Here is a 23083-nt window from a genome sequence, read left to right on the forward strand (position 1 = left end):
ACGTTACGTGACGTATCACCTATTCCGTGGGTGGTCCGGTCAGCACCGTCCACAGGTCGGTGATGTGCCCGTCGGTGATCAGGGCGACGTCGAATCCGGTCATCACCGCGACATCGTCCTCGTCGCGGCGCACCTCCCAGGCCAGGAAGCCGAAGCCGCGGGTCTGGCGGACCGGTCCTGCCGCCGTGAAGTGCATACCGGTCAGGCCCGCTTGCAGTTGAGCCGCTTTGCTATTGAGGGCGTCATGCCCGGTGACGACGCCCTCGTCGTCGGTCCATCGGACTTCTTCGGCGTAGGTGGCGACAATGGCGTCGGCGCGCGCCCGCGGGTCGCGCTCGTTGAAGACGGCGAGCAGGTTCGCCTGCATCAGGTCGCTGACGGTAGCGCTCATCGGAGCCTCCTCATTGGGTGACAAATCACCATTCTAGTGCGGTGTGGGCGGCAGCGAACTGTTCAGATTGAGATTGACGTGGATATGTTCCAGGGCGGTGGTGAACGGCGCCAGCAGGGGAGCGGGCAGCGCGTCGAAGAACAGCCGGCGGACCAGGTCGACGTGCGCGGGCGCGGCCTCCTCGATGGCCGCCCGGCCTTGGGTGGTCAGCACCACGTTCGTGGTGCGGGCATCCTCGGTGCCGGCTTCGCGCCGGGTAAGTCCGCGTTGTTCCATCCGACGCAACTGATGGGACACCCGGCTGCGCTCCCAGCCGATATGGGCGGCCAGATCACCCACCCGCATACCGTCCTCGGCAGCGCCGCTCAGGGCCACCAGCACGTGGTAATCCGACAGCGACAGCCCGGAATCGGCCTGCAGCTGCCGGTTCATCTCGTAGTCCATCCGCAGCTGGACACGCATGAAGGCGACCCAGGCGCGCTGCTGTTCGGGGGTCAGCCATGCCGACCGGCCGTTTCGTGATGTGTCCCGCTTCGTCGCCACGCCGCCGAGTATGCCGCCCCAGTGCACGGTTCGGCGGTATCCGGTACGCGCAGCGTTTGCTCGCCGATGTTTCAGTTACAAGATCAACGGGCAGCATGATGTGATGTCTGAAATCCGCGCCAACCTGAGCGCGGCCGATGCGTTTGCCCCGGACGAGATCGCGCTGCGTCCGCGAAACGTCCAGTTCGATTGGTCGACGCCTCCGCTGCACTGGATACCCGGCGATCCGTACGCCTCGCACTCGGCCACCGCACTGAACCTGTTGTTGCCGGTCGCCGAGCGCTGGTTCAGCAAACTGCTGGCCGATGCGCTGGAGTATGTCCGCGATGATCACCTGCGTGAGGAGATCATCGGCTTCATCGGCCAGGAGGCCGTGCACGCCAAGACCCACGACGAGGTGCTCGTCGACTACCTGCGCCGGCACGGGATCGATCCGGGACCTTTCCTAGTCCAGCTGGAGTGGGTCGTCTCGCAGTACGACCAGCGGCTGGCCCGCGCCAGTGCGGCCGACAGGCGCAAGGCGATCGCCTCGGGAACGCACGCCCTGAGTGCGGCCGAACACTTCACCGGTGTACTCGGGTCGTGGGCGCTGAACAACAACTGGGATGAGCTCGACGTCGATCCGATCCTGTCCGATCTCTACCGCTGGCACGGCGCCGAAGAGGTCGAACACCGCCACGTGTCCTACAACGTGGCCAAGTACTTCGGCATGGATTACATCGCCCAGGCCGCGGCCGGGCTGATGGTCAGTGCGGCGTTGCCGATCGTGCTGCTGCGCGGTCTGAAATTCATCGTGCGGGCCGACCCGGCGCTGCCCAATCTCGGCTATGCGCGGATAATCTGGAAACTGCGCAAGTCGGCCAAGGCCGGGGCCGTCCCGGGACTGGGCTTCTGGGTGCGTTCGGGTCTGACCTTGCTCAAACGCGACTACAACCCGGCCGATGAGGGCAGCACGGCGCAAGCCGTGGCGTATCTGGCCAGTTCCCCGGCAGCGCGCGCCTTTTCATGAGCCGAGTGTCGCGGCTGCTGCGACCGTACAGTGGCGAACCGCCGCCCGGGTTGTATCGATCCACCTCCGACCGATTGATCCGCATTGCCGGTGCGGCGGTACCGCACTTCCTCTCGGTGGTCATGCGGCTCACCGCCGATGAGGATCTGCCCGAGTTGCCGGCGGCGGTGAACCGCCGGACCATGCGGGTGGCCGCACGCGATATCGTCGCCCGCGATCCCGACGTGGTGGCGCTGACGCTGGCCTCCGCCGACGGTGAGCCGTTGCGGGGGTGGCATGCCGGCGCCCATATCGACGTGTACTTGCCGTCGGGACGGACCAGGCAGTACTCGCTGTGCGGCGACCCCGATCGGGTGGATGAGTACCGGATTGCGGTGCGGCACAACGCCGACGGTCTCGGAGGATCCGCGGAGGTACATCAGCTGGCGGTGGGGCAGGAGCTGGAGGTCAGCGTCCCGCGCAACGCCTTCCTGATGCCGCTGCCCGGCTCCGGATCGCGGGCCGCGCGGCTGCGTTTCATTGCCGGCGGCATCGGCATCACCCCTATCCTGCCGATGGTCCGGTTGGCCGAGCAGCAGGGGGTGCCGTGGACGCTGCGCTACACGGGGCGGTCCCTGGACAGTCTGCCCTTCTTGGGCGAGCTGGCCGCTTTCGGCGACAAGGTGACGGTGCGCTCCGATGACGCCGGATTACCCACTGCTGCAGACCTTCTCGACGGCGTCGACGGGTCGACCGCGGTCTACGCCTGCGGCCCGCCGCCGATGATGGAGATGGTCGGACTGGCCTTGCCGATCGGCACAGAACTGCATGTCGAACGGTTCTCCCCGTTGCCGGTGGTGGACGGGGCGCCGTTCGAGGTGGCTCTGAGCAGCGGCGAAGTCGTTGCGGTGCCGGCAAATCAGAGCACGCTGGCGGCTTTGCGGCAGAGCCGACCGGATGTCAGTTACTCGTGCCAGCAGGGCTTCTGCGGGACCTGCGTGCAGCGGGTCACGTCCGGCGAGGTGGAGCACCGCGACGTAATTCTCTCCGAGGCTCAGCGGGCCGCCGGCGACATGCTGGTCTGTGTGTCGCGGGCGCGGTTCCCCGGTGAGCGGCTCACGCTCGACCTGTAGCTACGGCGTGAGTTCTGCGCCCGCGGTCAGCAACACCAGCAGGAGATCGCGAGCGTCGGCGTTATCGGGCTCGTCGAACAGCCGGTCGCAGGCCTTCTGTACCATCCGCTGCCAATTATCGTGGGGCACAACGCGGTGGTGGTCGTCGATGCCGAGGAGCGTGCGCAGCTGATCGAACGCCTCCGTGTTGTGCGGATCGCGGTACAGAAGATCGCATATCGACTGGATCTGCTCCCGCAGAGCGGAATTCATATCCGACTCTGGATTAGATTTGCCGAGACGCGCCCGGCGCGAGCAATTGCCTGCTGATGAACCATGTCTTCGGATACGTCCGAATCGCCCCCGCGATGAACCATATGTGCATATTGCAGTACCCCATGTCGATATTGCAAGGCTGGACACTTGTATGGTTTAGCCGCACTGCTGTATTGTCGGACGGTGGCAGGCACCGTATTCCTTCGTCCGTCCGCCCCGGTCGAGCCATCCACCCGGGAGCGCATCATCAGCGCTGCCGTGAAATCTTTTGCCCAGCACGGCGTTTCACATACCCCGCTCCGGACTGTTGCCGATTCGGCGGGTGTCAGCGTCGGGCTGGTTCAGCATTACTTCGGCAATAAGGCCGGGTTGATCTCGGCGGTCGACGAACACGTGCTGAAGGTGTTCGGCGAGGTTCTCGAGGCTGATCCGCTCCCAGAACCGCCCGGCGAGCAATCCGAGGCGCTGCGCGGGCGATTCGCGGAGCTCTTTCACAAGTATCCCGACGTCACCGACTACGTCGCGCACGCGCTGAGCCAGGGTGACGAGATCGGCAATGTCATCTTCGACGGGCTGCTGCAAATCAGCATCGCGCAGGGTGAGGGATTCTCCGCCCAGGGGCTCGTCCGGCCCGACCTCGACTCCATCTGGGGCGCCATCAACCCGCTGATCCTGCGGGTCGGCGCCATGATCCTGCGTAACCACATCGAGCGGCACATCCCGGCCCCGTTCTACACGCCCGAGCAACTGCTGCGCTGGGACACCGCGGTCGCCTCGCTGATTCGCCGGGGTCAGTTCATCCCGGGCGTGTCGGACTAGGCACGGCCGGGCCGGTCAGCGTTCGAGGGGTACGCACGGACCGGCATTCGACGCGATCCGCGGAGCACTCGGGGGATGTGCTTCGCGGATCGCGGCGGGGGTGAGCGCCTGATGCAGTGGTACCGGGCGCACGCCCGCGCATCTTGGGTCGCATTGCTTGTTGTCGTGTTGGTGGCTGTGGCGTCGTGGCTGTGGCGTTCGTCAGAGCCTGACGGTCCCTCGCTCGGCGAGTATGGATCTGACAAGCAAAACGAGTGGGCAGCGCGCCTTGTTGCCGGGTTGAATACGCATGAACCGGAACAGGTTCCGGTTCATAGGGTCAACGGTCAGTTGACCTCCGAACAGCGGTCCTCCATCAAGGAGGTCATGCCTGCTCGTGGATGTATGTATCAACTAGTGAGCGTCGAAGACCGCGGGGAACAGCGGCAGCTAGACGCTCCCGGACTCTCGACACCCGTGTCGACGTATCGCTTCAACGCAAAGGTCGACGAGCTGTGCGAAGGACAGCCGCCACGCGTGCGCGAGTTCGGGGTCGTTGCCATTGCTGACATGGGCTACTGGGAGCCGTTTGTCTTCGCAGAATGATCGAATCGTCGGAGAGCGGGCGTCGGCCTGTGCAGGCGACGACTCTGCGGGTCCTTGCTGAGAACGTCTTCAGCTGATCTTCCGCAGGTCAGGGGCAAAGTTTGCTGAGGTGGCGGATGTCGATTACCTCCCGTTCAGGCTGACGCCCTAAACTGCGGTCTGACCCTGACAAGTGGCCCGGTATGTGCCGCTCACGCCGCACTCACCCGAGGACACCTTCCATGGCGATCGCCGACGTGCCTGCCTACCTGCATCTGACAAGCGCGGATGTCGAGGAGATCGCGTTCGAGCTCGACGTCATCCGCCGCGATATCGAGGATGCGCTCGGTGCCAAGGACGCGGCCTACATCCGGCGCGTCATCCACTTCCAGCGCGCCCTGGATGTCGCCGCGCGGTTGGTGATCGCCTGCAGCAAGTCCAAGACCGGCTGGCTGGTCGGCACGGGCGCGTTGGCGTACGCGAAGTCGATCGAGAATATGGAGCTCGGCCACAACATCTCCCATGGTCAGTGGGACTGGATGAACGACCCGGAGATCCACTCCAACACCTGGGAGTGGGACATGGTCGGGGCGTCGGCGCAGTGGCGGTACTCGCACAACTATCGACACCACGTGTACAGCAATGTGCTCGGCATGGATGAGGACATCGGCTACCGGCTGTTGCGGGTCACCGAGGACCAACCGTGGCGGCTGTGGTATCTGGCGACGCCGTTGCGAAACTTCGTGCTGGCGGCCATGTTCGAGTGGGGCATCGCTCTGCACGGCCTGCATTCGGAGAAGCTGCGCGACGACCCGGCGGTGATGGCGGGGGAGAGGCGCACGTTCTTCGGCAAGGTCGCCCGGCAGTTGAGCAAGGACTACGTCTTCCTGCCCGTGCTGAGCGGGCGGCGATGGCGTCGGACGTTTACGGCCAACTTCACCGCGAACACCATCCGCAACCTGTGGGTGTACGTCAACATCATCTGCGGGCATATCCCTGACGGCGCTGAGACATTCGATCCCGCCGTGGTGAAGGACGAGACCCAGGGCGAGTGGTACCTGCGACAGCTACTGGGCACCGCGAACTTCAAAGCCGGTCCCGTGCTGGCGATCTCGGGCGGGCATCTGTGCTACCAGATCGAGCATCACCTGTTCCCGGACCTGCCTAGTGTCCGGCTGCCCGAGGTGAGTGAGCGGGTGCGGCTGCTGTGCGAGAAGTACGACCTGCCGTACAACTCGGCGTCGCTGCCGCGGCAGCTGTTCCGGACGCAGCGGATCATTCACGGGTTGGCGGTGCCGCGGTGGGTTTATGCGGCAGTAGGACGGTTGAAGCGGTAGCCGCACTCTACTGAGAGGTTGGGGTTCGCTCCCGCCGCCGTACTGCTCGGTCACAAAAGCGGTCCAAATGTCTGCAGTGTCGGGTTCTTTCACTCGGCAAGCCGCTTCAGGGCCCGTTCGTCAGTGAGTTCTTCGCGAAGGTCCGGGTGAAGCCAGTAGAATCGAACCCATTCACGAAGCTGTTTCCCCTCCGGAGTGAACGATGCGCCGGGCATCGAGATCACGCTGTCGTCGGACATCACCATCGCAATTGCGTCGGCGGTGGGCGCATTTTGGTTCGGGGGAGTCCCTGTGATGTCGACAACCTGCTTCCAGTCACCGCTCTGTGGTCGCGAGCCCTGAGCGACCATGAATCCACTGGGCGTGAGGCGAAGATACTTGAGGCTGCCACGGCGTAGCGTTCGCCACACGATCGGTGCCCCCATCAGCGCAACGACCGCAGCGACGAACGGGAGGGCGTAGCGCAATTGCTCCGGCACTGGAATTTCCACCAGCCCAAGTGGAACGAGTGCCGCTGTCAGGCCACTGGCGATTGTCAAGCCCAGAAGGGCGATCTGAAGTGACACATCGACCCCACGGTCCGGCCGGACCGTGGTTCCCGCGTCGTCGAACTCTCCGCGTGGTGCTACTTTACCTGGCACCGTCTTGACGAAAGGGGCGATGAAACCGAAGGAAAACATCGCGAATCCGATTGCTGTCAAGGCGGTCAGCAGCTCACCATGTCCGATGTTGATGACCGCCCACACAATACAGAGCGCGCCGAGCGGACCGAACAAGACTCCACAGAGAATGGCGAGCGGCACGAGCTTCATTTGGGACATACTATGTTGCCGACAATGCCGCCGACATAACCGAATGTCCATCCACCGGCCATACTTCCGCCTGCAGCGAATACCGGTGCGAGCTCGGGCATGCCTACTGCTGAGACTCCTGCCGCCGCCAAAGTGCCACCTACGTATCCGCCACCGACTCCTGCACCTCCGGAAATACTGGCAACGCATGCATCGTGAAATGTCTTTGCGGTAACCGTGTCGTACAGCGCCGTCGCTACGCCCAACGCCGGACCGCCGTATTTTGCGGCCTTTCCAAGGTCTTCCACCGACTGGGGCGACAGCATGGGTATCCCACGCTTCGTCTGCTCTTCCAGTCCGGTCAAAGCACCTCCGACCATGGTGAGCGAAGGATGTGTGAAGAACGCATCTGGCAGGACGCCCTGGCGCCCGTCAGCAGCTATCACTCCTCCAGTGGTAGTGCCATCTGATGTCTGAGTCATGGTGACCTCGGTACCGTCGGCAAAGGTGATGGATGTGAACTTAGATCCGTCGAAATTTGTCTTGTCTTGCGAGAACGTGCTTGAAATCTTGTTCCCGTGCCTGTCGTAGTACGTGTCGATAACGGCGGGGGCGTATTCGTTCCACTCGGTGATCTCGTGACGGCTGCCGTCCATCATCGTCAATGTCTTACGCCGTTGCCCGTCTTTGGTTGTCCATGCATGGCTTTCACGCACAGTCTGAGCCATGTCGTGATCGCGGATGACACCTTGTTGAATGAGTCCATCGAGTGACATCGGGTTCGGCACCTCGTCGGCCGGCCGGTGCGCCCCCGATGACGGATCCAAGCCCGGAAAGCTATTGGGTGCAGGCGGAGTGAATCCAAAGTGTTGTGCTGCGGACTGAACTGCTGACGCTGTCGCGTTGTCGGCATCCCCGAGAGCCACCAACAGCCGATTGATCTCGATTTGCTCTGTTTGTGCTTGCGCGAGCAACGCTGCCGCTTTCTCTGCCGAGACCCGAGCAGGTTTGATGATCACAACCCACATGTCCGTCACTTGGAGCTCGCCAGCATCGATTTCATCAGCATGGCTCAACAGGGAAGTCCGAGCACCTCCGATTGAACCGCTGCCTCGATCAAAGGCGGTCGCCACCGCCTCGCTGTAGTGCGCGAGATTCGAGGCTGTGTCCGTGGCGCGCCGAAACATCGACGACGCCGCATCGTGCGCTTGGCCTGACCACGCTGACGACTCGGGCATCGCGTCGATTCGTTCGTCGAGATCTCGTATCGCCTTGTACACGGATTGGCCCGCATCATCCAACGCCGATGCTGCAGGGGAGAGCGTCTCGGGGCGCCAGCTGCGTAACCGCGGGCGTGACGGAAGCATCGATCAGAACAACCCGTCAAACTGACTGGCCAAGGCATTGTCGTCCACCTCGTACCGGTCGCCTGCGCCGCGGACCGCTACTCCCATGCCTGCCACGTTCTCCGCGATTGTGTCCGACCGTTGGGTCAGGTGCTCACCGACGAGCCTCGCGGCCCACTGGGTGGTCGAGCCAGGTAGTCCGTCAGCTGCTGTAGATGCCTTGAGTCCGACCTCGGTGCTGGTGACGACGCTGGATGCCGTCTCCACCTGACGCGAGAACGCCCGCAGTAGTTCCGGGTCGACTAACACCAGTTCCCCCTGTCCTTCGACCAACGAATCAGTTTCTTCCTGTTCAATGTTATGACTGATTTCATAGACCGCCGACAGGGATTTGAAAGGCACGAAACGTGCGCCTTCGCGGCGTGTGTCGGTGTCCGGGACGCGGCGTGAAGTGCAGACGGTGTCCGATTCCCGGCTCGCCGTTGAATGTACAAGCTCGCGCGCTGTTTCCGCGATAGCCGTGGCCATCCCAGTCGGGGCCGCCACCCGCCAGATCGCTGGCGTTGGGATCTGTTGGCGGTGACCAGGACTCAGATTCCATGCGGCGGTGGGGGCGTTCCGTGACCGACGATGATTTGACCGGGCGAAGACTTCTGTTCCGAATCGATATCGTCTCAGTAGGTGCAACCGAATTCTCGCAGCTTCTGCGCGACCGGTCCGGGCAGATCGGCAAGGCGGACCGGCCCAGCCGTAGATTGCTTCCATCGGTGGTCGAGATGCCGCTTGCCGAGCGAACCGTCTTTGAGCACTCGCTGTCCCCAGACCCTCACGTCCGCCAGCGAGCCGCCCTTCCACTCAGCTGTAAAGTACTGAGGTCGGAATATCTGTTCGAACGGGACTCCGTTCACCCCGCATGCCATGTTCGGCAGCGCGTCGGGTGCAAGTGGGAAGCGTTCGCTGTGATCCGCAATCATGGTTGAGTCCTTCGCCGGCTGGCGGTCACGACTGTCCGCACCGCAACGCGGAACGAGGTGGATGGTACAAACGACGGCAACAACATTCGCAAGGATCGGGTCACTTGTATGTTCAATCCAGCCAGGTGGCAGATTGCACATGTGGACGTTCAACTGATCAATGACGTCGAAGGGCCGCACCGGTGAGGCCTGCCGCATCGTCGGCCTCGGTGCAGTCCCGTATGAGTCGGCAGCGTCGACGCGACACCAAGCCAGAACTGCTCGTCAGGCAGATTCTGCACTCGCGGGGTATCCGCTATCGAGTCAATGCCGCGCCCGAGCCGGGGATGCGATGTAGGGCCGACATTCTGTGGCGGGGCTTGCGGCTGGCAGTCTTCATCGACGGTTGCTTCTGGCACGGATGTCCCGTTCATGCGACCAGGCCCAAGGCGAATGGAAGGTGGTGGGCTGAGAAACTCGACGGAAACATCCAGCGCGACCGGCGTACCGATCTGGAGCTCACCAATCGTGGCTGGACGGTATTGCGGTTCTGGGAGCACGAGAGGCCAAGTACGTGCGCCGATGCCATCTGCACCAAGCTTGCAGAGCTTAGCGCGGTGAAGCGGTCCGCTCAATCCAGCGCGACAGGTACCTGATCCGCGAGTCGCCTGCCGAGCGGCACAGGCCGTCCGTCCATCCATGACGAATCGATCGTTCGGTCCAGCTCGTCGAGATCCAACTCGATGTCGAGGGCGTGAGCCAGAACGTGCACCGCCAGGCGGGGCGGGATCGCGTTTCCGATTTGTTGCCCGATGTCGAGACCGGACCACGGATAATCGAGCGGGAACGTCTGCAGTCTCCCCGCTTCCTGATAGGTGAAGCGGTCCTCGTCGCCATCCTTCAGGTGAAGGCGATTGCGCATCACCTTTCCCGTTATGGTCGCCGACGGTTCATCGGAGCGGCGCCGGCCTCGGTTGCGAGGATCCCCCCCGCTACCGTAATTCGAGATCACGGTGAAATGTTCTCGATGGTTCAGCGCTTCGCCCATCGAAACCCAAGGCTTGAGCTCCAACGCGCCCTGCTCTACTCCGCTGCGCCGGTAGGCTTGATGGGTCGGCGCAGGCAGCGACACTCTCCCGTCGCCGAGTCGCGCGATCAGGATTGCCCGTCGCCGTGTCTGCGGAACACCGAACTCCTCCGTCCGGAGTATTCCCGAAGCGACTCCGTAGCCGTTGCGTCTGAGGATGCTGCCGTACACCTCCCAGACCGGAAGAACTGCAGGGACCTGTTCGAGGACGATTGCTCGGAAGGGCCGGCGCGCACGCATGGCGAGTAGTGCCCAGCGCAAGGGCTCGAGGACCAGCCCGGTCCTGTCGTCTGCGAACCCACCGCGCGGGATTCCGTCACTTGGGTCGGCCGCCATGTCTTCGGCCTGCTCGACGATCTGGTCCAGGGCCTGCCTGCCCGAACCGGTGCCTGCGACGGTGAACGTCTGGCACGGCGGTCCGCCGGTCAGCACGTTGGCTTCGGGGAAACTGTCGGGACCGAAATCTCTGACATCCCCCTCGTGAGTCACGAGGCCGGCCGCACGGCGGGTGGCGCACGCATTCGGATCCCACTCGATGCCTTCTACCGGGATCTCCAGCCATGTCGCACCGACGTCCAAGCCGCCCGGACCGGCGAACAGGTCGATGATCTGTGGCTGCGGCTCCGTGGTGACGTCTTCCCGCGGCATGCCACAGATGCTAGCCGGCGCGCGTTGCATGCACCACGGCGGCGCGCAGCTGATTTCCGTCGGACCGCCGGTACCGAATACAGCCGATCGTGAGATCTTCTCGCGGAGTGACAACAAATTGTCGGACGCGAATGATAGACACACTTATGAGGCGACGTTCAGCGTCGCAGTCAATATTTGCTGTCGGTGATTGGTGGGGGCTGAGCCGTGGTAGCCAGGAGTTGGACCGATCCTGATCCTGCGTTGGGGGGACTGGTCGATGATTTTCGCGATCGATGTATTCGGGTCTACATCGAGGATCCGAACCGCGTGGAGGAGGACGCCGGCAAGGAGCGCGGTATTGCTGAGGGCGGGTATGGCCGCAAGCAGATCCAGGAACTCGTCCAGAACTCGGCCGATGCGCTCCAGGGCGCACCGGGACGCATTCAAGTCAGCCTGACCGACGGCGCGCTCTATGTCGCGAACGAGGGTAAAGCGTTCGAGGACACGGGTGTTCGAGCCCTGCTGTACACTCACCTGTCCAACAAGATCGGCACCGAGATCGGGCGGTTCGGGTTGGGATTCAAGTCGATCAGTGGCATCTCGGACAATCCGCAGGTCTTCAGTCGATCGGTGTCGTTCGAGTTCAGTCGAGCGCAGTCGGCAGATCAACTGTCGACCGAGCTGGAACGGCACTATCAACCGTCGGACATCCCGGCGCTTCGCCTGGCGTGGACGCTCGACCCGGTGGCAGAATTTCGCACCGACCCGCATCTCGCCGAGCTGTCGACGTGGGCGACCACCGTGGTCAAGGTGCCGCTCAAGGACGGAGCGGAATCGCAGCTTTCCACTGAGATGGAGGAGTTCGACGAGTCTTTCAATCTTTTTGCGCCGCATGTACGGATCCTCGATCTGGTCGATCACATCAAGCCTGTGTCACGCCGATTTGCGGCTTCGAAGAAGGGGAACCGGGTCACCCTGACGACGCCGGATGGCGACAGGGAGTGGTTGGTCGTATCCAAACAGCACGAGCCTTCATCCCGCGCGCTGGAGTCGGCAGGTCATTCGGCTCGGAGGGATTCGGTCATGGTCAGCTGGGCGCTGCCCTTGAGCGGTGCGGTGGGTGTCGGCCGGCTGTCCGCCTACTTTCCGGTGAAGTCCGATGTCACCCTCAGCGGCCGGATCAACGCACCTTGGAAGCTCTCTGACGACCGAATCAACGTGATCGAGTGCCTGTTCAATCTGGAGATTCTCGAAGATGTCGTACCTAAGCTTGTCGTCTCGGCGCGGAAGGATCTGGTCGACGACGACGCTTATGGCCGATACATCGATGTTCTTCCGGCCCGCGGCAAGGAAGCCAGGAGTTGGGCCGACAAGGTACTCAATGAGCCCGTTTACCGGGAACTGAGGGACTCACGGTGTCTGCCCGATCTGGACGGTCAGTTGCGGGCGCCGTCTGCGCTGCAGCGTGTGCCGGACGACGTCATGGAATACGCCAAGATGTGGCTGGCGGTCGCGGGCAATCGTGGCGACTGGGTCCACCCGGAATGCACCAGCACCACTGAGCGAAGGTCCAAAGTGGATCGCCTCATGAGCGACGGCGACCGCGTGAAGCCTCCAGGCAGGGTGCTTCATTGGCTGCAGTCGGTTGTGGCGGAGCCGGGGCCGAGCCAGTCCGCAGCAGCGGTCGAGTTGGCTGCGCAACTGATCGGCAAAGGCGGCAACACGGAAATGGAAGTCCGAGACGCCCGGATCGTGCTCCTTGAGAACGGGTCGATGGCCCAGCCGGTACGCGGGCGCTGCTTCCTGCGGACCAAGCCGGACCAGCAGGGCAGCTCGTTCATTGACAGCGATGTAGCAGCGCGTGCCACGGCAGTCGCCGCACTGGAGGCGCTCGGAGTCACCGCCTTCGAAGACGGCGGCGAGATGCTCCAGTTACTCACCGAGCTCAGGCGCACGGGCAAGGTGGACTGGGACGAATTGTGGATTGCAATGCGTGGGTCTGGTGTTCACCGGGTTCATGAAGCCTTCGAGAGCGTCCTCGAAGGTCGCGCCGCGCGAATCATCAACGTGAAGAACGGTAATGGCCGATGGGTGCTCCCGCAGGGCCTGTACTTCGCGGGCGAATGTCTGAAACAGCTCCGAGAGGATGGCGACTACCTGGTCGACGGCGCGTACCACGCCAGTGATCAGGAGCTTCTGTACATGTTGGGGGTGCGATCCCGGCCGTCACGGATGGCTGCTGGGTCGACTGAGCGGTGGGTGTCGAAGTACGCGAACGAGGTCCGGCATCGGATCGGTGACGAACTCTCGCTGGGAGTCCAGCCGCGTCAAGCGCTCGTCATCGATGGCCTTGATGCTGTTCTGGGACCCCTCGAATGTCTGCCTGACCTCAGCGTCACCAACCGGACCGCTCTGACTGTCGCCCTCCTCAACGATGTTGACGTCCCGCGTGTAAGAGTCAGCCACCCGAACGTACCGAAGACCGCCCGCTACGTCGCGCCCGAAATCTGGTGGGCGAGGCAGGAGGGCTTCTTGCCGACAGTGCTCGGACCGACACCGATTTCTGACGCTTTCGTCGCTCACGTGGAGGACGCACCGGACGGACTGCTGCCGTGTGTGACCCAGGTTGTTCTTAGCCCCGACGCTGAGCGGGTACTGAAGCTGAAGACGAAAATCAGCGATCTCGAACCGACCGGGTTCCGCAAGCTTGTTCAGGCGCACGTCGCAAAGAACGACATTCAACGTGTGAGCCAGAGCTATGCGTGGTGGTGCTGGACTCACGAAGAGGTTGGCCCGCCGGAGCTGATGTGGATACACAGAGGCGGCGAGTGGTCGGAATGCGAGCGCACCAGCGTTGCCGTGGTGCACAGTTCGGATGCGCTGGCCGAGCTTGAGCAGTTCGGCATACCGTGCATATTGGTCGACTCCGCCGAAGATGTGCATTCCCTCAGCACATTCTGGGGATGTCTGGAAGATCGCGGCCTACCCGTGACCTACTCGTACGAAACGAGTGCAGAGCCCGTCCTCCTCAGCGACGTGTTCCCGGTGCTGGACGCGCTTGAAACCGATGGCGAACTCGATGGTCTGATCCTCCAGAAGTGCCTCTCCCTGAGCAAGGTTGCAGCCGTTCCAGGACAGCCGGAAGTGCGCATTGCATGCGCATCCGGCCGTGAGTCGAACCGAATTCTTGTCACCGGAACCACCGACTCACAAATGCTGAAACAAGTTCTGGGGCAGCTGCTCTACGACGATTCCGATCGACACGTGGACGCGCTACTCAAGGACATGGACAGAAGGAAGAACTCCCAGCAGGTCCGTGCGGTGAGAAACGCGAGATCAGATGCTGAACGTCTCCTCATGCTCGTCGGAGAAGATCGACTACGACCGCTCATCCCGAAGGATGCTCTCAGCTACCTCGTCAACGAGGGCACTCTGGAGCCGCGCGGGCATGCGCTGGCCGAGTTGTGTGTGAGCATGCTGGGTGTCCGTGCGCTGGAACGTGCTTGCAAGGTCGATCCGGCTGGACTTCCCGTCGCGCCACCCTCCACCTGGGCGGGATCGTTCGCCACCCGAAAGTGGGTGAACAACTTCGGCTTCGGCGACGAGTGGGCGGGACGGCCGGCACGGCAGCGAAACAAGCCGACCGAGTACATCGACGGCCCGACGCAGCTCGAGAAACTGCATGACTATCAGCAAGTGGTGTCAGAACGACTGCGCAACGTGTTGATCAGCAACGAACGCGCCTACATTTCGCTGCCGACGGGTGCGGGCAAAACACGCGTGGCGGTCCAGACGATCATCGAAGCCATCAGTTCTGGCGACCTCGACCGGTTCAGCTCGAGCGGCGCCTTCGCCGGCCCGATCCTGTGGCTGGCAGACGGGGAAGAGCTCTGCGAGCAGGCTATCGATGCGTGGTCTTATTTGTGGCGTTCTGTCGGACGGCAAGACACACAACTCATTTGCAGCCGGTTCTGGTCGTCCTACGAGATGGAAGAGGAGGTCGGCGGTGTCCAGGTCGTCGTGGCGACATGGCAGAAGATCAAGTCGCGGGCCGTCGGCAACGACTCATATGCCTGGTTGGCCGAAGCACCGATCGTCATCATCGACGAGGCGCACGGTGCCTACACCCCCTCTTACACAACAATTCTGGAGTGGCTGGGTCGATCGATCCGAGAGCGCGACAAGACACTGGTCGGGCTGACGGCAACGCCGTTCCGAGGACGCCGTGACAGCGCGCAAACCGAACTGTTGCTTCGGCGATTCGGTGGCAATCAGCTGGACGAAGGAGTGTTCGGCGAGGATCTCCCGCAGGTGCGGCTGCAGCGGGATCGGGTGCTCGCGCGTGCCCGTCTTGAGATCATCGACGGCGTGTCCATCGACCTGTCTGACCGTGAGATCGATGACTTCAAGAAGCTCGGATGGTTGGCCAAGAGCGCCGAGATCCGTCTCGGTCGTAACGAGGACCGTACCCGTACGATCGTCGACTCGATCATGGGTAGGCCACAGGACTGGCAGATCGTGGTCTTCGCCGCATCGGTCGAGAACGCCCAGACTCTCGCGACCCTGCTGACACTCCAGGGCCGATCCGCGGCGTCGATCGATCAAGACACGAGCCCCGAGGATCGGAGGGTGGCAATCGAGCGGTTCAAGGCGGGAGAGCTGAAGGTACTGACGAACTACGCGGTGCTGTCTCAAGGGTTTGACGCGCCGAAGACGGATGCCGTGTACATCACCCGTCCAACCAGCAGTGAGGTTCGATATATGCAGATGGTGGGTCGAGGTCTACGCGGGCCGAAGAACGGTGGTACCGAAGAAGTTCTCATAGTCAACATGCTCGACAACCTCCTTGAGTTCGCCGACAGCATCGTCTACGAGACCTTGAAGGAGATTACCGAAGCAGATCAGGTCCAGGAGTCCGCCGGTGTCGGGTGAAACCATGTGGGAGGTCGAGCTCAATGATGAGCAACTCAACGTAGTCGAAGCACCCGCTGACGCGCGGCTACTGGTGATCGCTGGAGCCGGCCAAGGCAAGACCGAGGTTGTGGTCAGCCGAATCCGCAGCCTCGTCCAGGACGAGGGGCTGGTGCCCTCGGATGAGGTACTCGTCCTGAGCTTCTCCCGTGCCGCGGTATCTGCTGTCCGAACCCGGTTGGATGTGCGGGACGTGGCCGCACCGAACGTCCGGACCTTCGACTCGTTCGCCAGCGTCTTGTTGCTGGCGGTTGACATCCAACCCGAAGGCAGTTTCGATGCCCGCATTCGCCGTGCGACGCAGGTGCTCAGGGAGGCGAAACAGCCGCCTGAAGACGTGGAGTTCCTGCGACACGTCATCCTCGACGAGGTACAAGACCTGGTCGGGGACCGGGCAGATTTCGTGCTGGCGCTGCTGAACCGGCTTGACAAGAATGCCGGAATCACAGCGCTCGGAGACCCACTGCAGGGGGTATACGACTTCCAGCTCGATGATTCTGTCAGCAGGACTTCCGCAGCGAAGGTCTTCGAAACGTTGACCGAATCCTTCGGCTGCGACACCGTCGGCCTGGGCAAGAATTACCGAGCCCAGGGAAAGATGCCGAAACAAGCCGTTGTCCTGGGTGAGAAGCTTCGAGAACTCGACGATGGCGACATTGCCGAGGAACTGATCGAGGATCTGTTGCTCGACATTCCGGATCGGGGAGAGATCGCCGATTGGTACAGCCTCGTCACCCCGGACCGAGGTAAGAGGACTGCGGTCCTGTGCACGACCAATGCAGAAGTACTACGGGTCTCGCGATACTTCAACGAAAAGGCTGTGGCGCACGCTGTCCGCAGGCAGTCCCAGGATTTCGGTGCTGCGCGGTGGATTGCAGGTGCTCTCGGTCCGCTGCCCGGACCAAAGGAACGCCAATCTGAGGTCGAAGCCGCGCTCGAGCGTCTGTTGACCGAGAACGATGTGTCGCAGAAGTGGGCGGAGCTGAAGTCCATCGAAGGCCGCACGAGTAGTTATGATTCGTTGGACATCAGCAGAGTTCACAGTCTTGTCAAGGCACGGGCTTTACCGCTCCCCCTCACAGAACCCGACTACAGCTCGGTGATCGTGTCGACCATCCATCGCGCCAAGGGCTTGGAGTTCGATACCGTCTTCATCGTCGATCCCAACTGGTTGCCGGAAGACGAGGAGAGCTGGACGAGGGTGCGTCGCGAATACGTGGCATTGAGCCGAGCGCGCGATCACATCTACACCTGCAGGTTGCCCCAGTCGAAGACGAAGATCAAGGCCGACGATCGGCTCGGCCGGTTCAAAGAGGAAGCCTGGAGCAGGAAGAAGCGCGGGGCGACATGGACCAAGGCCTTCGAATTCCTTTACGGCGACGTGGAAACGGCATACCCGGCATCGACACACACAGTCGATGCCAGTCAGATCCAACAGACACTGCGATCGTTGGATCAGGTCGGCATGAGAGTTTATGCGGAACTCGACGAAGCCGAGTCCACCGATGAATCCCCGTCGTACCTGCTGGTGACACAAGATCAGCAACCTCTTGGACGCACCAGCGCTGCGTTCGATAGCACCTTTCAGAAGACGTTCGGCTGGTTGAAGAACCGCCCGACGGTCATCGATGGGCTCACCCTGGTATCGGTGGAGACAGTCGCAGGTGATTACCGCGAGTCGGAAATGGCCGGCCTCGGGAGCTCGGGATTCTGGCTGGTGCCACGAATAACCGGCCTGGCCCGCCCTGACTTGAACACAACCTAGGAGTTGAAGCCTCGATGGCAAATCTTGCTGAGCAATACGGATTTCGCGACGACATCGTCGATGAGTTGATCAAGGATCTGGTCGGACCGGGGGAGGGGGATGACGAGGTCATCACCGATCTTCCGCTGGACCGGTACGTCGCCGGTGTTCTCTGGCCGGCAGACGGTGTGCTGCAGGAAGCAGCGGAGCCCGTCAGCGGGGAGGCCGAGGAGAACGACGTCGGTGACAGTCCAATCTCCCAGGCACTGATGCGTTATCCGACCTCGATGGGGATCACGTTCTCCGTTGATTTGGCAATGGCTTCATCGGTGCAAATCGCCGTCACGGCAGCCAGGTACGTTCCAACGGGTGCCGGCGGGCATCAAGACTCTGCTGATTCTCAGCGTCCGACGCGGCGTAAGCAGATCGAAAAGCCGGCCTCCTGGACGCGTCACCCGCAGGTCATCGATCTCATCGACTGGGACGTCGCGACGCCGGGCGCGAGAAGGATCGATGTCGTACCGGGTCTTCAACTCTACGTCTACACCCGTGTTCCGAAAAACGAGCGAGTAGCGGTGTCGGTCGCATTGCGCAATACACAGGTGCCGCCCAAGGGCGAACTGCGTGACGGGTTTGCGTGGTTTCAGGTCGGACTGGAAGCGCGGTCGCCCGAACAGGCCATCGTCGACCGATCCTCGTACGGTGTACTCAGTGAGGATGCCGACCTACGCTCGGCTGCATTGTTGTACCGCAACGCGCGGGTCTTCGCGATCGGCCACGGTTGTGCTGCCACGTGGGATCGCGACGGAACGTCTTCTCACGTCGGCGGGGTGTCAACTACCTTCATTCCTCGTCAGGAGATCTCCAGGGCGAAACCCGGCGGTGTCAGCTCCGCTGTAGACCTTCGAATGTCTTTCTTGAGCAATGCCTCCGACGACGAATTGGCTTGGAATCTCGGCCAGTTGGTCACCGAGTACCGGGAGTGGATCGACCGGCTGAGCGAGAGCGTTCAGCGGGGCGAGGCCGACGTCGAGGACGGCCTGAAGGTCGTCGCCGAGGAGCATGTCGCGCGTGCTCGGAACGCGGCTGAACGAATGCAGAACGGAATCGATCTGATCGTCACCGATGCCGATGCTGGACGTGCGTTCCGGCTCGCGAACGCCGCAATGCAGATGCAGCGTGCACGCCAGGACTGGGTCCGAAGCGGTGCCGTAGGGGCGGTGGGTGACGGAGCCGCGCAGAGTTGGAGACCGTTCCAGATCGCCTACATCCTGTTGAATCTGCCGGGCCTTGCCGATGCGGATCACGAGGACCGCGACATTGCGGACCTCTTGTGGTTTCCCACCGGTGGTGGCAAGACAGAGGCCTATCTCGGTCTGGTTGCGTTCACGATCTTTCACCGCCGGCTCAAAGACTCCGACACGCTCGGTGTGGCCGTCATCATGCGCTACACCCTGCGGCTGCTGACAATTCAACAGTTCGAACGTGCCACCATGCTGATGTGTTCGCTGGAGCGGATACGTCAGCGTGAGAACGACCTCGGGGACCGCCCGTTCTCGATCGGCCTGTGGGTTGGACAGGCGGCCACCCCGAACACGTTGGTCGAAGCTCGTAAGTCACTGAACGCCATCGCCGATGGCCGGGAACTGAACGAGAAGAACCCGGTGCAGCTGACCCAGTGCCCGTGGTGCGGTCAGGATCTGAACGACACTCATTATTCGGTGGTCAAGCCACCTGATGAACGGCTCAGGATTGCGTGCGGGAACAATGCATGTGACTTTCGAAACGGGCTTCCGGCCTATGTCGTCGACCAAGACATCTACCGAGTGCGACCGGAACTCGTCCTGGGCACCGTCGACAAATTCGCGCAGATGGCGTGGAACGAAAAAGTTCGAAACCTGTTTGCCCGGGACGGAGTCGGTACTGCGCCGTCCCTGATCATCCAGGACGAGCTGCATCTGATCTCCGGTCCGCTCGGCTCGATCGTCGGGCTGTACGAAGCCGCGATCGACGCCGCCTGTGGACAACTGACATCCGAAGGGGTCATCCGCGGCCGTCCGAAGGTCATCGCCTCGACGGCGACCATCCGCCGCGCCGACCGTCAGATCTGCGCTGTGTTCAACCGTCGCGCCGAGCAATTCCCACCCCCCGGGATTGATCCCGATCAGTCCTTCTTCGCAGAACCGGCTCCGCGCGACCTCTACGGCACGCGCGAGTACATCGGTGTGATGGCGCCGGGTACCAGTCACGCGACGTTGATGGTTCGGGTCTACGCGGCCATACTGCAGGCAGCCCAGGGTCTTTCCGGTAGCCCCGAGGCCAGGGATCCATACTGGACGCTCCTTGGATATTTCAATAGCCTCCGGGTGCTCGGCAGCGCGAATCTCCAAGTGGAAGGCGACGTTCGAGACCGACTACAACTTGTCGCCCGGCGCAAACAGGCGGCGCCGCGCGATCTGAGGCCGCCGGTCGAGCTGACCAGCCGTGTTCCGTCTGCCGAGATCCCGCGCACGCTGAAGAGTCTCGAGAAGGACGTCTCCTCCGGTTCGGCCAATGATGTGGTCCTTGCCACCAACATGATCTCCGTCGGTGTCGACATTGACCGGCTAGGGCTGATGGCGGTGATGGGGCAACCCCAGTCGAGTGCCGAGTACATCCAGGCCACCAGCCGCGTCGGACGTCAGCACCCTGGTTTGGTCGTCACAATCTTCAACTCTGCACGTTCACGTGACCGGTCGCATTACGAGAACTTCGTGCCCTATCACCAAGCGTTGTACCGCGCAGTCGAGGCCACCAGTGCCACGCCGTTCGCCGCTCGCGCGCGGGATCGAGCACTGCACGGAGTGCTCGTCTCGATTGCCCGTCTCCTGGTCGATGACCTCGCAGCCAACGAGTCGGCTCACAACGCGACTGCTCGATACGACGAGCTCGCGCAGCTCGTGGAGTTCCTGGAGCAGCGCGCGCAGGCCGTCACCGACCCGGAGGAAGCAGAGGACACCAAGCAGCAGCTCGGAGAGCTTCTCAAAGTCTGGGCTGAAGCTGCCGAAACTCGCCCGGATCTGCAATACAGGAACAGTGCCAACAACTACGACGAGTCGCTGCTCGTCCCGTCTGACGAAGCGCTGACAACTGAAGACATCGAGTACTCCACCCGAGAGACGCCGTGGCCGACGCTGCGGAGCATGCGGGACGTCGACGCCGAAAGCACGTTGTACCAGATCCCTGCCAGGAAGGTCCCCCGATGAACGGTGCGAAGGCTCGCCGCAGCCAGCTACTGAGCACATACGGTGTCGGCGGACTGTTCCCGGCGGAATCGACCAGCTTCATGATCGCCGGCCTACATGAGTGGAACGTCGGCAAAGCAGAACACATCTCCGAACCGCGACTGGCCAGGGCCCTCGGCGTGACCGAACTCAAAGCACCGCCCGCCGGCGGCAAGCGCGATGTCCCCGTCATCCGCTACCCGTACACCCAGGTGTGTCCGAAATGCCGGCGTATCGGGTCACTCGGAGAACTGTCCAAGGACAAGAACGAGGCCAAATGCAAGGACGACAACGTCGACCTGAGCCCTTTCAGGCTCATCGGAGCCTGTCGAAACGGCCACGTCGACGAGTTCCCCGTCTACTGGTGGCTGCACACTGGGCAACAAGCCAAGATTCAGGACGACAGGCACGAGATGAAGCTCAACGTGCTCGGACGGACTTCGTCGCTTGGTGACCTGGTCTTGGAATGCACGTGTGGCGTCGACAAACGAAGCCTTGACGGGGCGATCGGCTCCGGATCACTTGTGGATTTCGGCAAGTGCAGGGGACTGCGACCGTGGCTCGGGCTCGACACGACGGAGGAATGCAACGAGTATCCACGCGCCGTCCAGCGTGGTGCCTCGAACGTCTGGTTCCCCGCCGTGCGGTCCTCCATCTCCATACCGCCGTACTCAGAGGCGCTGGCGAAGTTTGTGGACAAGCACTGGGAGATGGTGAAAGATCCGGCCGCCGTTATCCCGCCCGTGCTCGCGGGGCTGGCTGCGATGTCCAAGGGACGGTTCAGCGTCGATCAGATAACTCGCGAGATCGAACGGCGTCGTGGCGAGGGCGAACACGATGAGGAAGTCTCTGAGGCCAAGCTCCGCGCCGACGAATACAAGGCACTGGTCGAAGGGCGTGAAGAGGAAAGCCTTGACCAGGACTTTGTCTGTGTCCGACGCGATGTCCCCGATGGTTTCGAGTCCCTGATCACTGACGTACGGAAGGTGACGAGGCTTCGAGAAGTACGTGCGCTGCAAGGGTTTACGCGGCTCGATGGCGCTCCAGACCCGTCAGGCCCGGCCCAGAAGCTGTGTGCGCTCGCGCCGACCCATCTGCATTGGTTGCCCGCGATCGAGGTGATCGGTGAAGGTGTGTTCCTCGCATTTGACCGTGATGCGCTTGCCGAGTGGGCAGCAAGCGACTACGCCCAGATGCGCTTGGCCATCCTGCAGAAGGCGGCCGACCGCTCTGCCGCAGAGTATGGTCGCCCGTCTGCCCCGGTCGACATCGTCAAGGTTGCGATACACACGTTGTCACACATCATCATCGATCAGCTATCTCTTGACGCCGGGTATCCGGCTGCCGCGCTGCGGGAACGATTGTTCGTGGATGACAAGATGGCGGGACTGCTTGTCTACACGGCCAGCTCGGATTCCGCAGGAAGCCTCGGTGGGGTTGCCTCCATGGCGGAGACAGAGCACCTCGGTGCGGCACTCCGGGAGGGCTTGCAGCGTCTCTCCTGGTGCTCATCCGACCCCGTGTGCATCGAATCGGCGGGGTCCGGCACCGACGGGCTCAACCTCGCCGCATGTCATGCCTGCGTCCTCGCGCCGGAGACATCCTGCGAGATGAACAACTCGTTTTTGGACCGGGCGCTGCTGTTCGGCACCCACGATGACGGTTGTGAGGATGTCGGCTTGTTCAGCGAGCTCGTGGAGCGCGCTCGCTGAGCATGGCCGATCAAACAGCGGCGGTGATCGATGAAAGGATCTGCGATCCGATGAAAGACAAACACCATCAGAGATTCCCCCTCAAGTACGGGGAGCTTCGCGACATGAGATGCGGTGCGGTCACCGACGAGGCAAACGGCATTCGACGGGTCAGAGACTTCCGTCCGACCTATTTCACTGCCGACTGGACCGACGGTGTTCTCGTGCAGGTGACGGTGTGGGGTCCGCAGCTGCTCGATGATGGCTCAGATGGTGAGCGTGACCTCGACTACCGATGGAAGGCCACCCGTGACCTGGGGCCGGTCAAGTACCGCGAGCTGCCGCGAGTCGTCGCCGAGCGGCTGATGGCGTACAACGCAGAGAACGGGTTCACGGTCCTGCCTGAGCAACGGTGAACGGCTGGACGCATGTTCGTCAACCGCCGATTCATCGAGAGTCCAGATTCGGTCGTTCGCCGCACCCGCACTCGACGGTTTGAGCTGGAGACTTCAACATGTTTTGGCGCATCGACCTGTTCGGACAGTTGCCGTCCTCGTGCGAGTGCCGAGGAGAATTC

At 62.4% G+C, this 23083-nt stretch carries 19 protein-coding genes; 11 read left to right on the top strand and 8 right to left on the bottom strand.

The features are described 5' to 3' along the window. Nucleotides 1-19 precede the first annotated feature (19 nt). Both G154_RS22520 and G154_RS22525 read right to left on the bottom strand, forming a co-directional pair. Nucleotides 20-391: a nuclear transport factor 2 family protein gene (locus tag G154_RS22520; protein ID WP_023985510.1), complete on the bottom strand. Its 372-nt coding sequence runs from the start codon at nt 389-391 to the stop codon at nt 20-22. Nucleotides 392-424: 33 nt separating this feature from the next. Next, nucleotides 425-934, bottom strand: a complete 510-nt coding sequence (locus G154_RS22525) for a MarR family winged helix-turn-helix transcriptional regulator (RefSeq protein ID WP_045546485.1) — start codon at nt 932-934, stop codon at nt 425-427. A 103-nt stretch (nt 935-1037) separates the two neighbouring features. Between G154_RS22525 and G154_RS22530 the strand changes: the two genes are divergently transcribed. Together G154_RS22530 and G154_RS22535 are read left to right on the top strand one after the other, a co-directional pair. After that, the gene (locus tag G154_RS22530; protein WP_045546498.1) at nt 1038-1943 is read left to right on the top strand and encodes a metal-dependent hydrolase; all 906 of its coding nucleotides are present in this window, start codon (nt 1038-1040) and stop codon (nt 1941-1943) included. Next, nucleotides 1940-3055, top strand: a complete 1116-nt coding sequence (locus tag G154_RS22535; RefSeq protein WP_110806982.1) for a PDR/VanB family oxidoreductase — start codon at nt 1940-1942, stop codon at nt 3053-3055. Before G154_RS22530 ends, G154_RS22535 begins: the two co-directional genes overlap by 4 nt. Here the strand turns inward: G154_RS22535 and G154_RS22540 are convergent, their stop codons facing one another. Continuing rightward, complete coding sequence (locus G154_RS22540; protein ID WP_019514451.1) at nt 3056-3307, bottom strand: hypothetical protein; 252 nt, start codon at nt 3305-3307, stop codon at nt 3056-3058. Between the two features lie 186 nt (nt 3308-3493). On the opposite strand from G154_RS22540, the gene G154_RS22545 reads away from it, so the two are divergent. From G154_RS22545 to G154_RS22555, 3 genes are all read left to right on the top strand, one after another. After that, nucleotides 3494-4129 carry a TetR/AcrR family transcriptional regulator gene (locus tag G154_RS22545; protein WP_019514453.1) on the top strand — a complete coding sequence of 212 codons (636 nt, stop codon included), beginning with the start codon at nt 3494-3496 and terminating at the stop codon, nt 4127-4129. A 75-nt stretch (nt 4130-4204) separates the two neighbouring features. Continuing rightward, nucleotides 4205-4714 carry a hypothetical protein gene (locus tag G154_RS22550; RefSeq protein ID WP_019514454.1) on the top strand — a complete coding sequence of 170 codons (510 nt, stop codon included), beginning with the start codon at nt 4205-4207 and terminating at the stop codon, nt 4712-4714. Nucleotides 4715-4935: 221 nt separating this feature from the next. Then, on the top strand, nt 4936-6030 hold the full coding sequence (locus tag G154_RS22555) for an acyl-CoA desaturase (protein ID WP_019514455.1): 1095 nt from the start codon (nt 4936-4938) through the stop codon (nt 6028-6030). Between the two features lie 89 nt (nt 6031-6119). On the opposite strand, the gene G154_RS22560 is transcribed toward G154_RS22555, so the two are convergent. The 4 genes from G154_RS22560 to G154_RS26595 form a co-directional block, all read right to left on the bottom strand. Then, nucleotides 6120-6842 (bottom strand): hypothetical protein, encoded by a 723-nt coding sequence (locus G154_RS22560; RefSeq protein WP_019514456.1) that lies wholly within the window; start codon nt 6840-6842, stop codon nt 6120-6122. Next, entirely contained in the window at nt 6839-8122 is a 1284-nt protein-coding gene (locus G154_RS22565; protein ID WP_234713077.1) for a hypothetical protein, read from the bottom strand. The genes G154_RS22560 and G154_RS22565 overlap by 4 nt, the downstream gene beginning before the upstream one ends. A 69-nt stretch (nt 8123-8191) precedes the next feature. Beyond that, nucleotides 8192-8569 (bottom strand): hypothetical protein, encoded by a 378-nt coding sequence (locus tag G154_RS22570; RefSeq protein WP_019514458.1) that lies wholly within the window; start codon nt 8567-8569, stop codon nt 8192-8194. Between the two features lie 272 nt (nt 8570-8841). Then, nucleotides 8842-9339 (bottom strand): hypothetical protein, encoded by a 498-nt coding sequence (locus G154_RS26595; protein WP_131701311.1) that lies wholly within the window; start codon nt 9337-9339, stop codon nt 8842-8844. Between G154_RS26595 and G154_RS26135 the strand changes: the two genes are divergently transcribed. Next, entirely contained in the window at nt 9324-9776 is a 453-nt protein-coding gene (locus G154_RS26135; RefSeq protein ID WP_267885072.1) for a very short patch repair endonuclease, read from the top strand. The genes G154_RS26595 and G154_RS26135 overlap by 16 nt on opposite strands. Here the strand turns inward: G154_RS26135 and G154_RS22575 are convergent. Next, nucleotides 9752-10885, bottom strand: a complete 1134-nt coding sequence (locus G154_RS22575; RefSeq protein WP_234713076.1) for a DNA cytosine methyltransferase — start codon at nt 10883-10885, stop codon at nt 9752-9754. The genes G154_RS26135 and G154_RS22575 overlap by 25 nt on opposite strands. A gap of 213 nt (nt 10886-11098) precedes the next feature. Here G154_RS22575 and G154_RS22580 point away from each other — a divergent pair, with 213 nt between their 5' ends. The 5 genes from G154_RS22580 (at nt 11099) to G154_RS22600 (ending at nt 22922) form a co-directional block, all read left to right on the top strand. Then, a complete protein-coding gene (locus G154_RS22580; protein ID WP_019514460.1) occupies nt 11099-15769 on the top strand; it encodes a DEAD/DEAH box helicase in 4671 nt (1556 codons plus the stop codon). Further along, nucleotides 15759-17573, top strand: a complete 1815-nt coding sequence (locus G154_RS22585) for a UvrD-helicase domain-containing protein (RefSeq protein WP_019514461.1) — start codon at nt 15759-15761, stop codon at nt 17571-17573. The genes G154_RS22580 and G154_RS22585 overlap by 11 nt, the downstream gene beginning before the upstream one ends. 14 nt (nt 17574-17587) lie before the next feature. After that, on the top strand, nt 17588-20797 hold the full coding sequence (locus G154_RS22590) for a helicase-related protein (RefSeq protein WP_019514462.1): 3210 nt from the start codon (nt 17588-17590) through the stop codon (nt 20795-20797). Beyond that, a complete protein-coding gene (drmB, locus tag G154_RS22595) occupies nt 20794-22527 on the top strand; it encodes a DUF1998 domain-containing protein (protein WP_019514463.1) in 1734 nt (577 codons plus the stop codon). Before G154_RS22590 ends, drmB begins: the two co-directional genes overlap by 4 nt. A gap of 104 nt (nt 22528-22631) precedes the next feature. Beyond that, nucleotides 22632-22922 (top strand): hypothetical protein, encoded by a 291-nt coding sequence (locus tag G154_RS22600; RefSeq protein ID WP_162269041.1) that lies wholly within the window; start codon nt 22632-22634, stop codon nt 22920-22922. Nucleotides 22923-23083 lie beyond the last annotated feature (161 nt).

The sequence above is a fragment of the Mycobacterium sp. VKM Ac-1816D genome, assembly GCF_000416385.1.
In the GTDB taxonomy this organism is placed as follows: domain Bacteria; phylum Actinomycetota; class Actinomycetes; order Mycobacteriales; family Mycobacteriaceae; genus Mycobacterium; species Mycobacterium neoaurum_A.

Bases quoted from the DNA above. Each gene is read 5' to 3' on its own strand.
- G154_RS22520 (WP_023985510.1), bottom strand. From the start codon at position 391: ATGAGCGCTACCGTCAGCGACCTGATGCAGGCGAACCTGCTCGCCGTC.
- G154_RS22530 (WP_045546498.1), top strand. From the start codon at position 1,038: ATGTCTGAAATCCGCGCCAACCTGAGCGCGGCCGATGCGTTTGCCCCG.
- G154_RS22535 (WP_110806982.1), top strand. From the start codon at position 1,940: ATGAGCCGAGTGTCGCGGCTGCTGCGACCGTACAGTGGCGAACCGCCG.
- G154_RS22540 (WP_019514451.1), bottom strand. From the start codon at position 3,307: ATGAATTCCGCTCTGCGGGAGCAGATCCAGTCGATATGCGATCTTCTG.
- G154_RS22550 (WP_019514454.1), top strand. From the start codon at position 4,205: ATGTGCTTCGCGGATCGCGGCGGGGGTGAGCGCCTGATGCAGTGGTAC.
- G154_RS22555 (WP_019514455.1), top strand. From the start codon at position 4,936: ATGGCGATCGCCGACGTGCCTGCCTACCTGCATCTGACAAGCGCGGAT.
- G154_RS22560 (WP_019514456.1), bottom strand. From the start codon at position 6,842: ATGAAGCTCGTGCCGCTCGCCATTCTCTGTGGAGTCTTGTTCGGTCCG.
- G154_RS26595 (WP_131701311.1), bottom strand. From the start codon at position 9,339: ATGCGGCAGGCCTCACCGGTGCGGCCCTTCGACGTCATTGATCAGTTG.
- G154_RS22575 (WP_234713076.1), bottom strand. From the start codon at position 10,885: ATGCAACGCGCGCCGGCTAGCATCTGTGGCATGCCGCGGGAAGACGTC.
- G154_RS22590 (WP_019514462.1), top strand. From the start codon at position 17,588: ATGGCAAATCTTGCTGAGCAATACGGATTTCGCGACGACATCGTCGAT.
- drmB (WP_019514463.1), top strand. From the start codon at position 20,794: ATGAACGGTGCGAAGGCTCGCCGCAGCCAGCTACTGAGCACATACGGT.
- G154_RS22600 (WP_162269041.1), top strand. From the start codon at position 22,632: ATGAGATGCGGTGCGGTCACCGACGAGGCAAACGGCATTCGACGGGTC.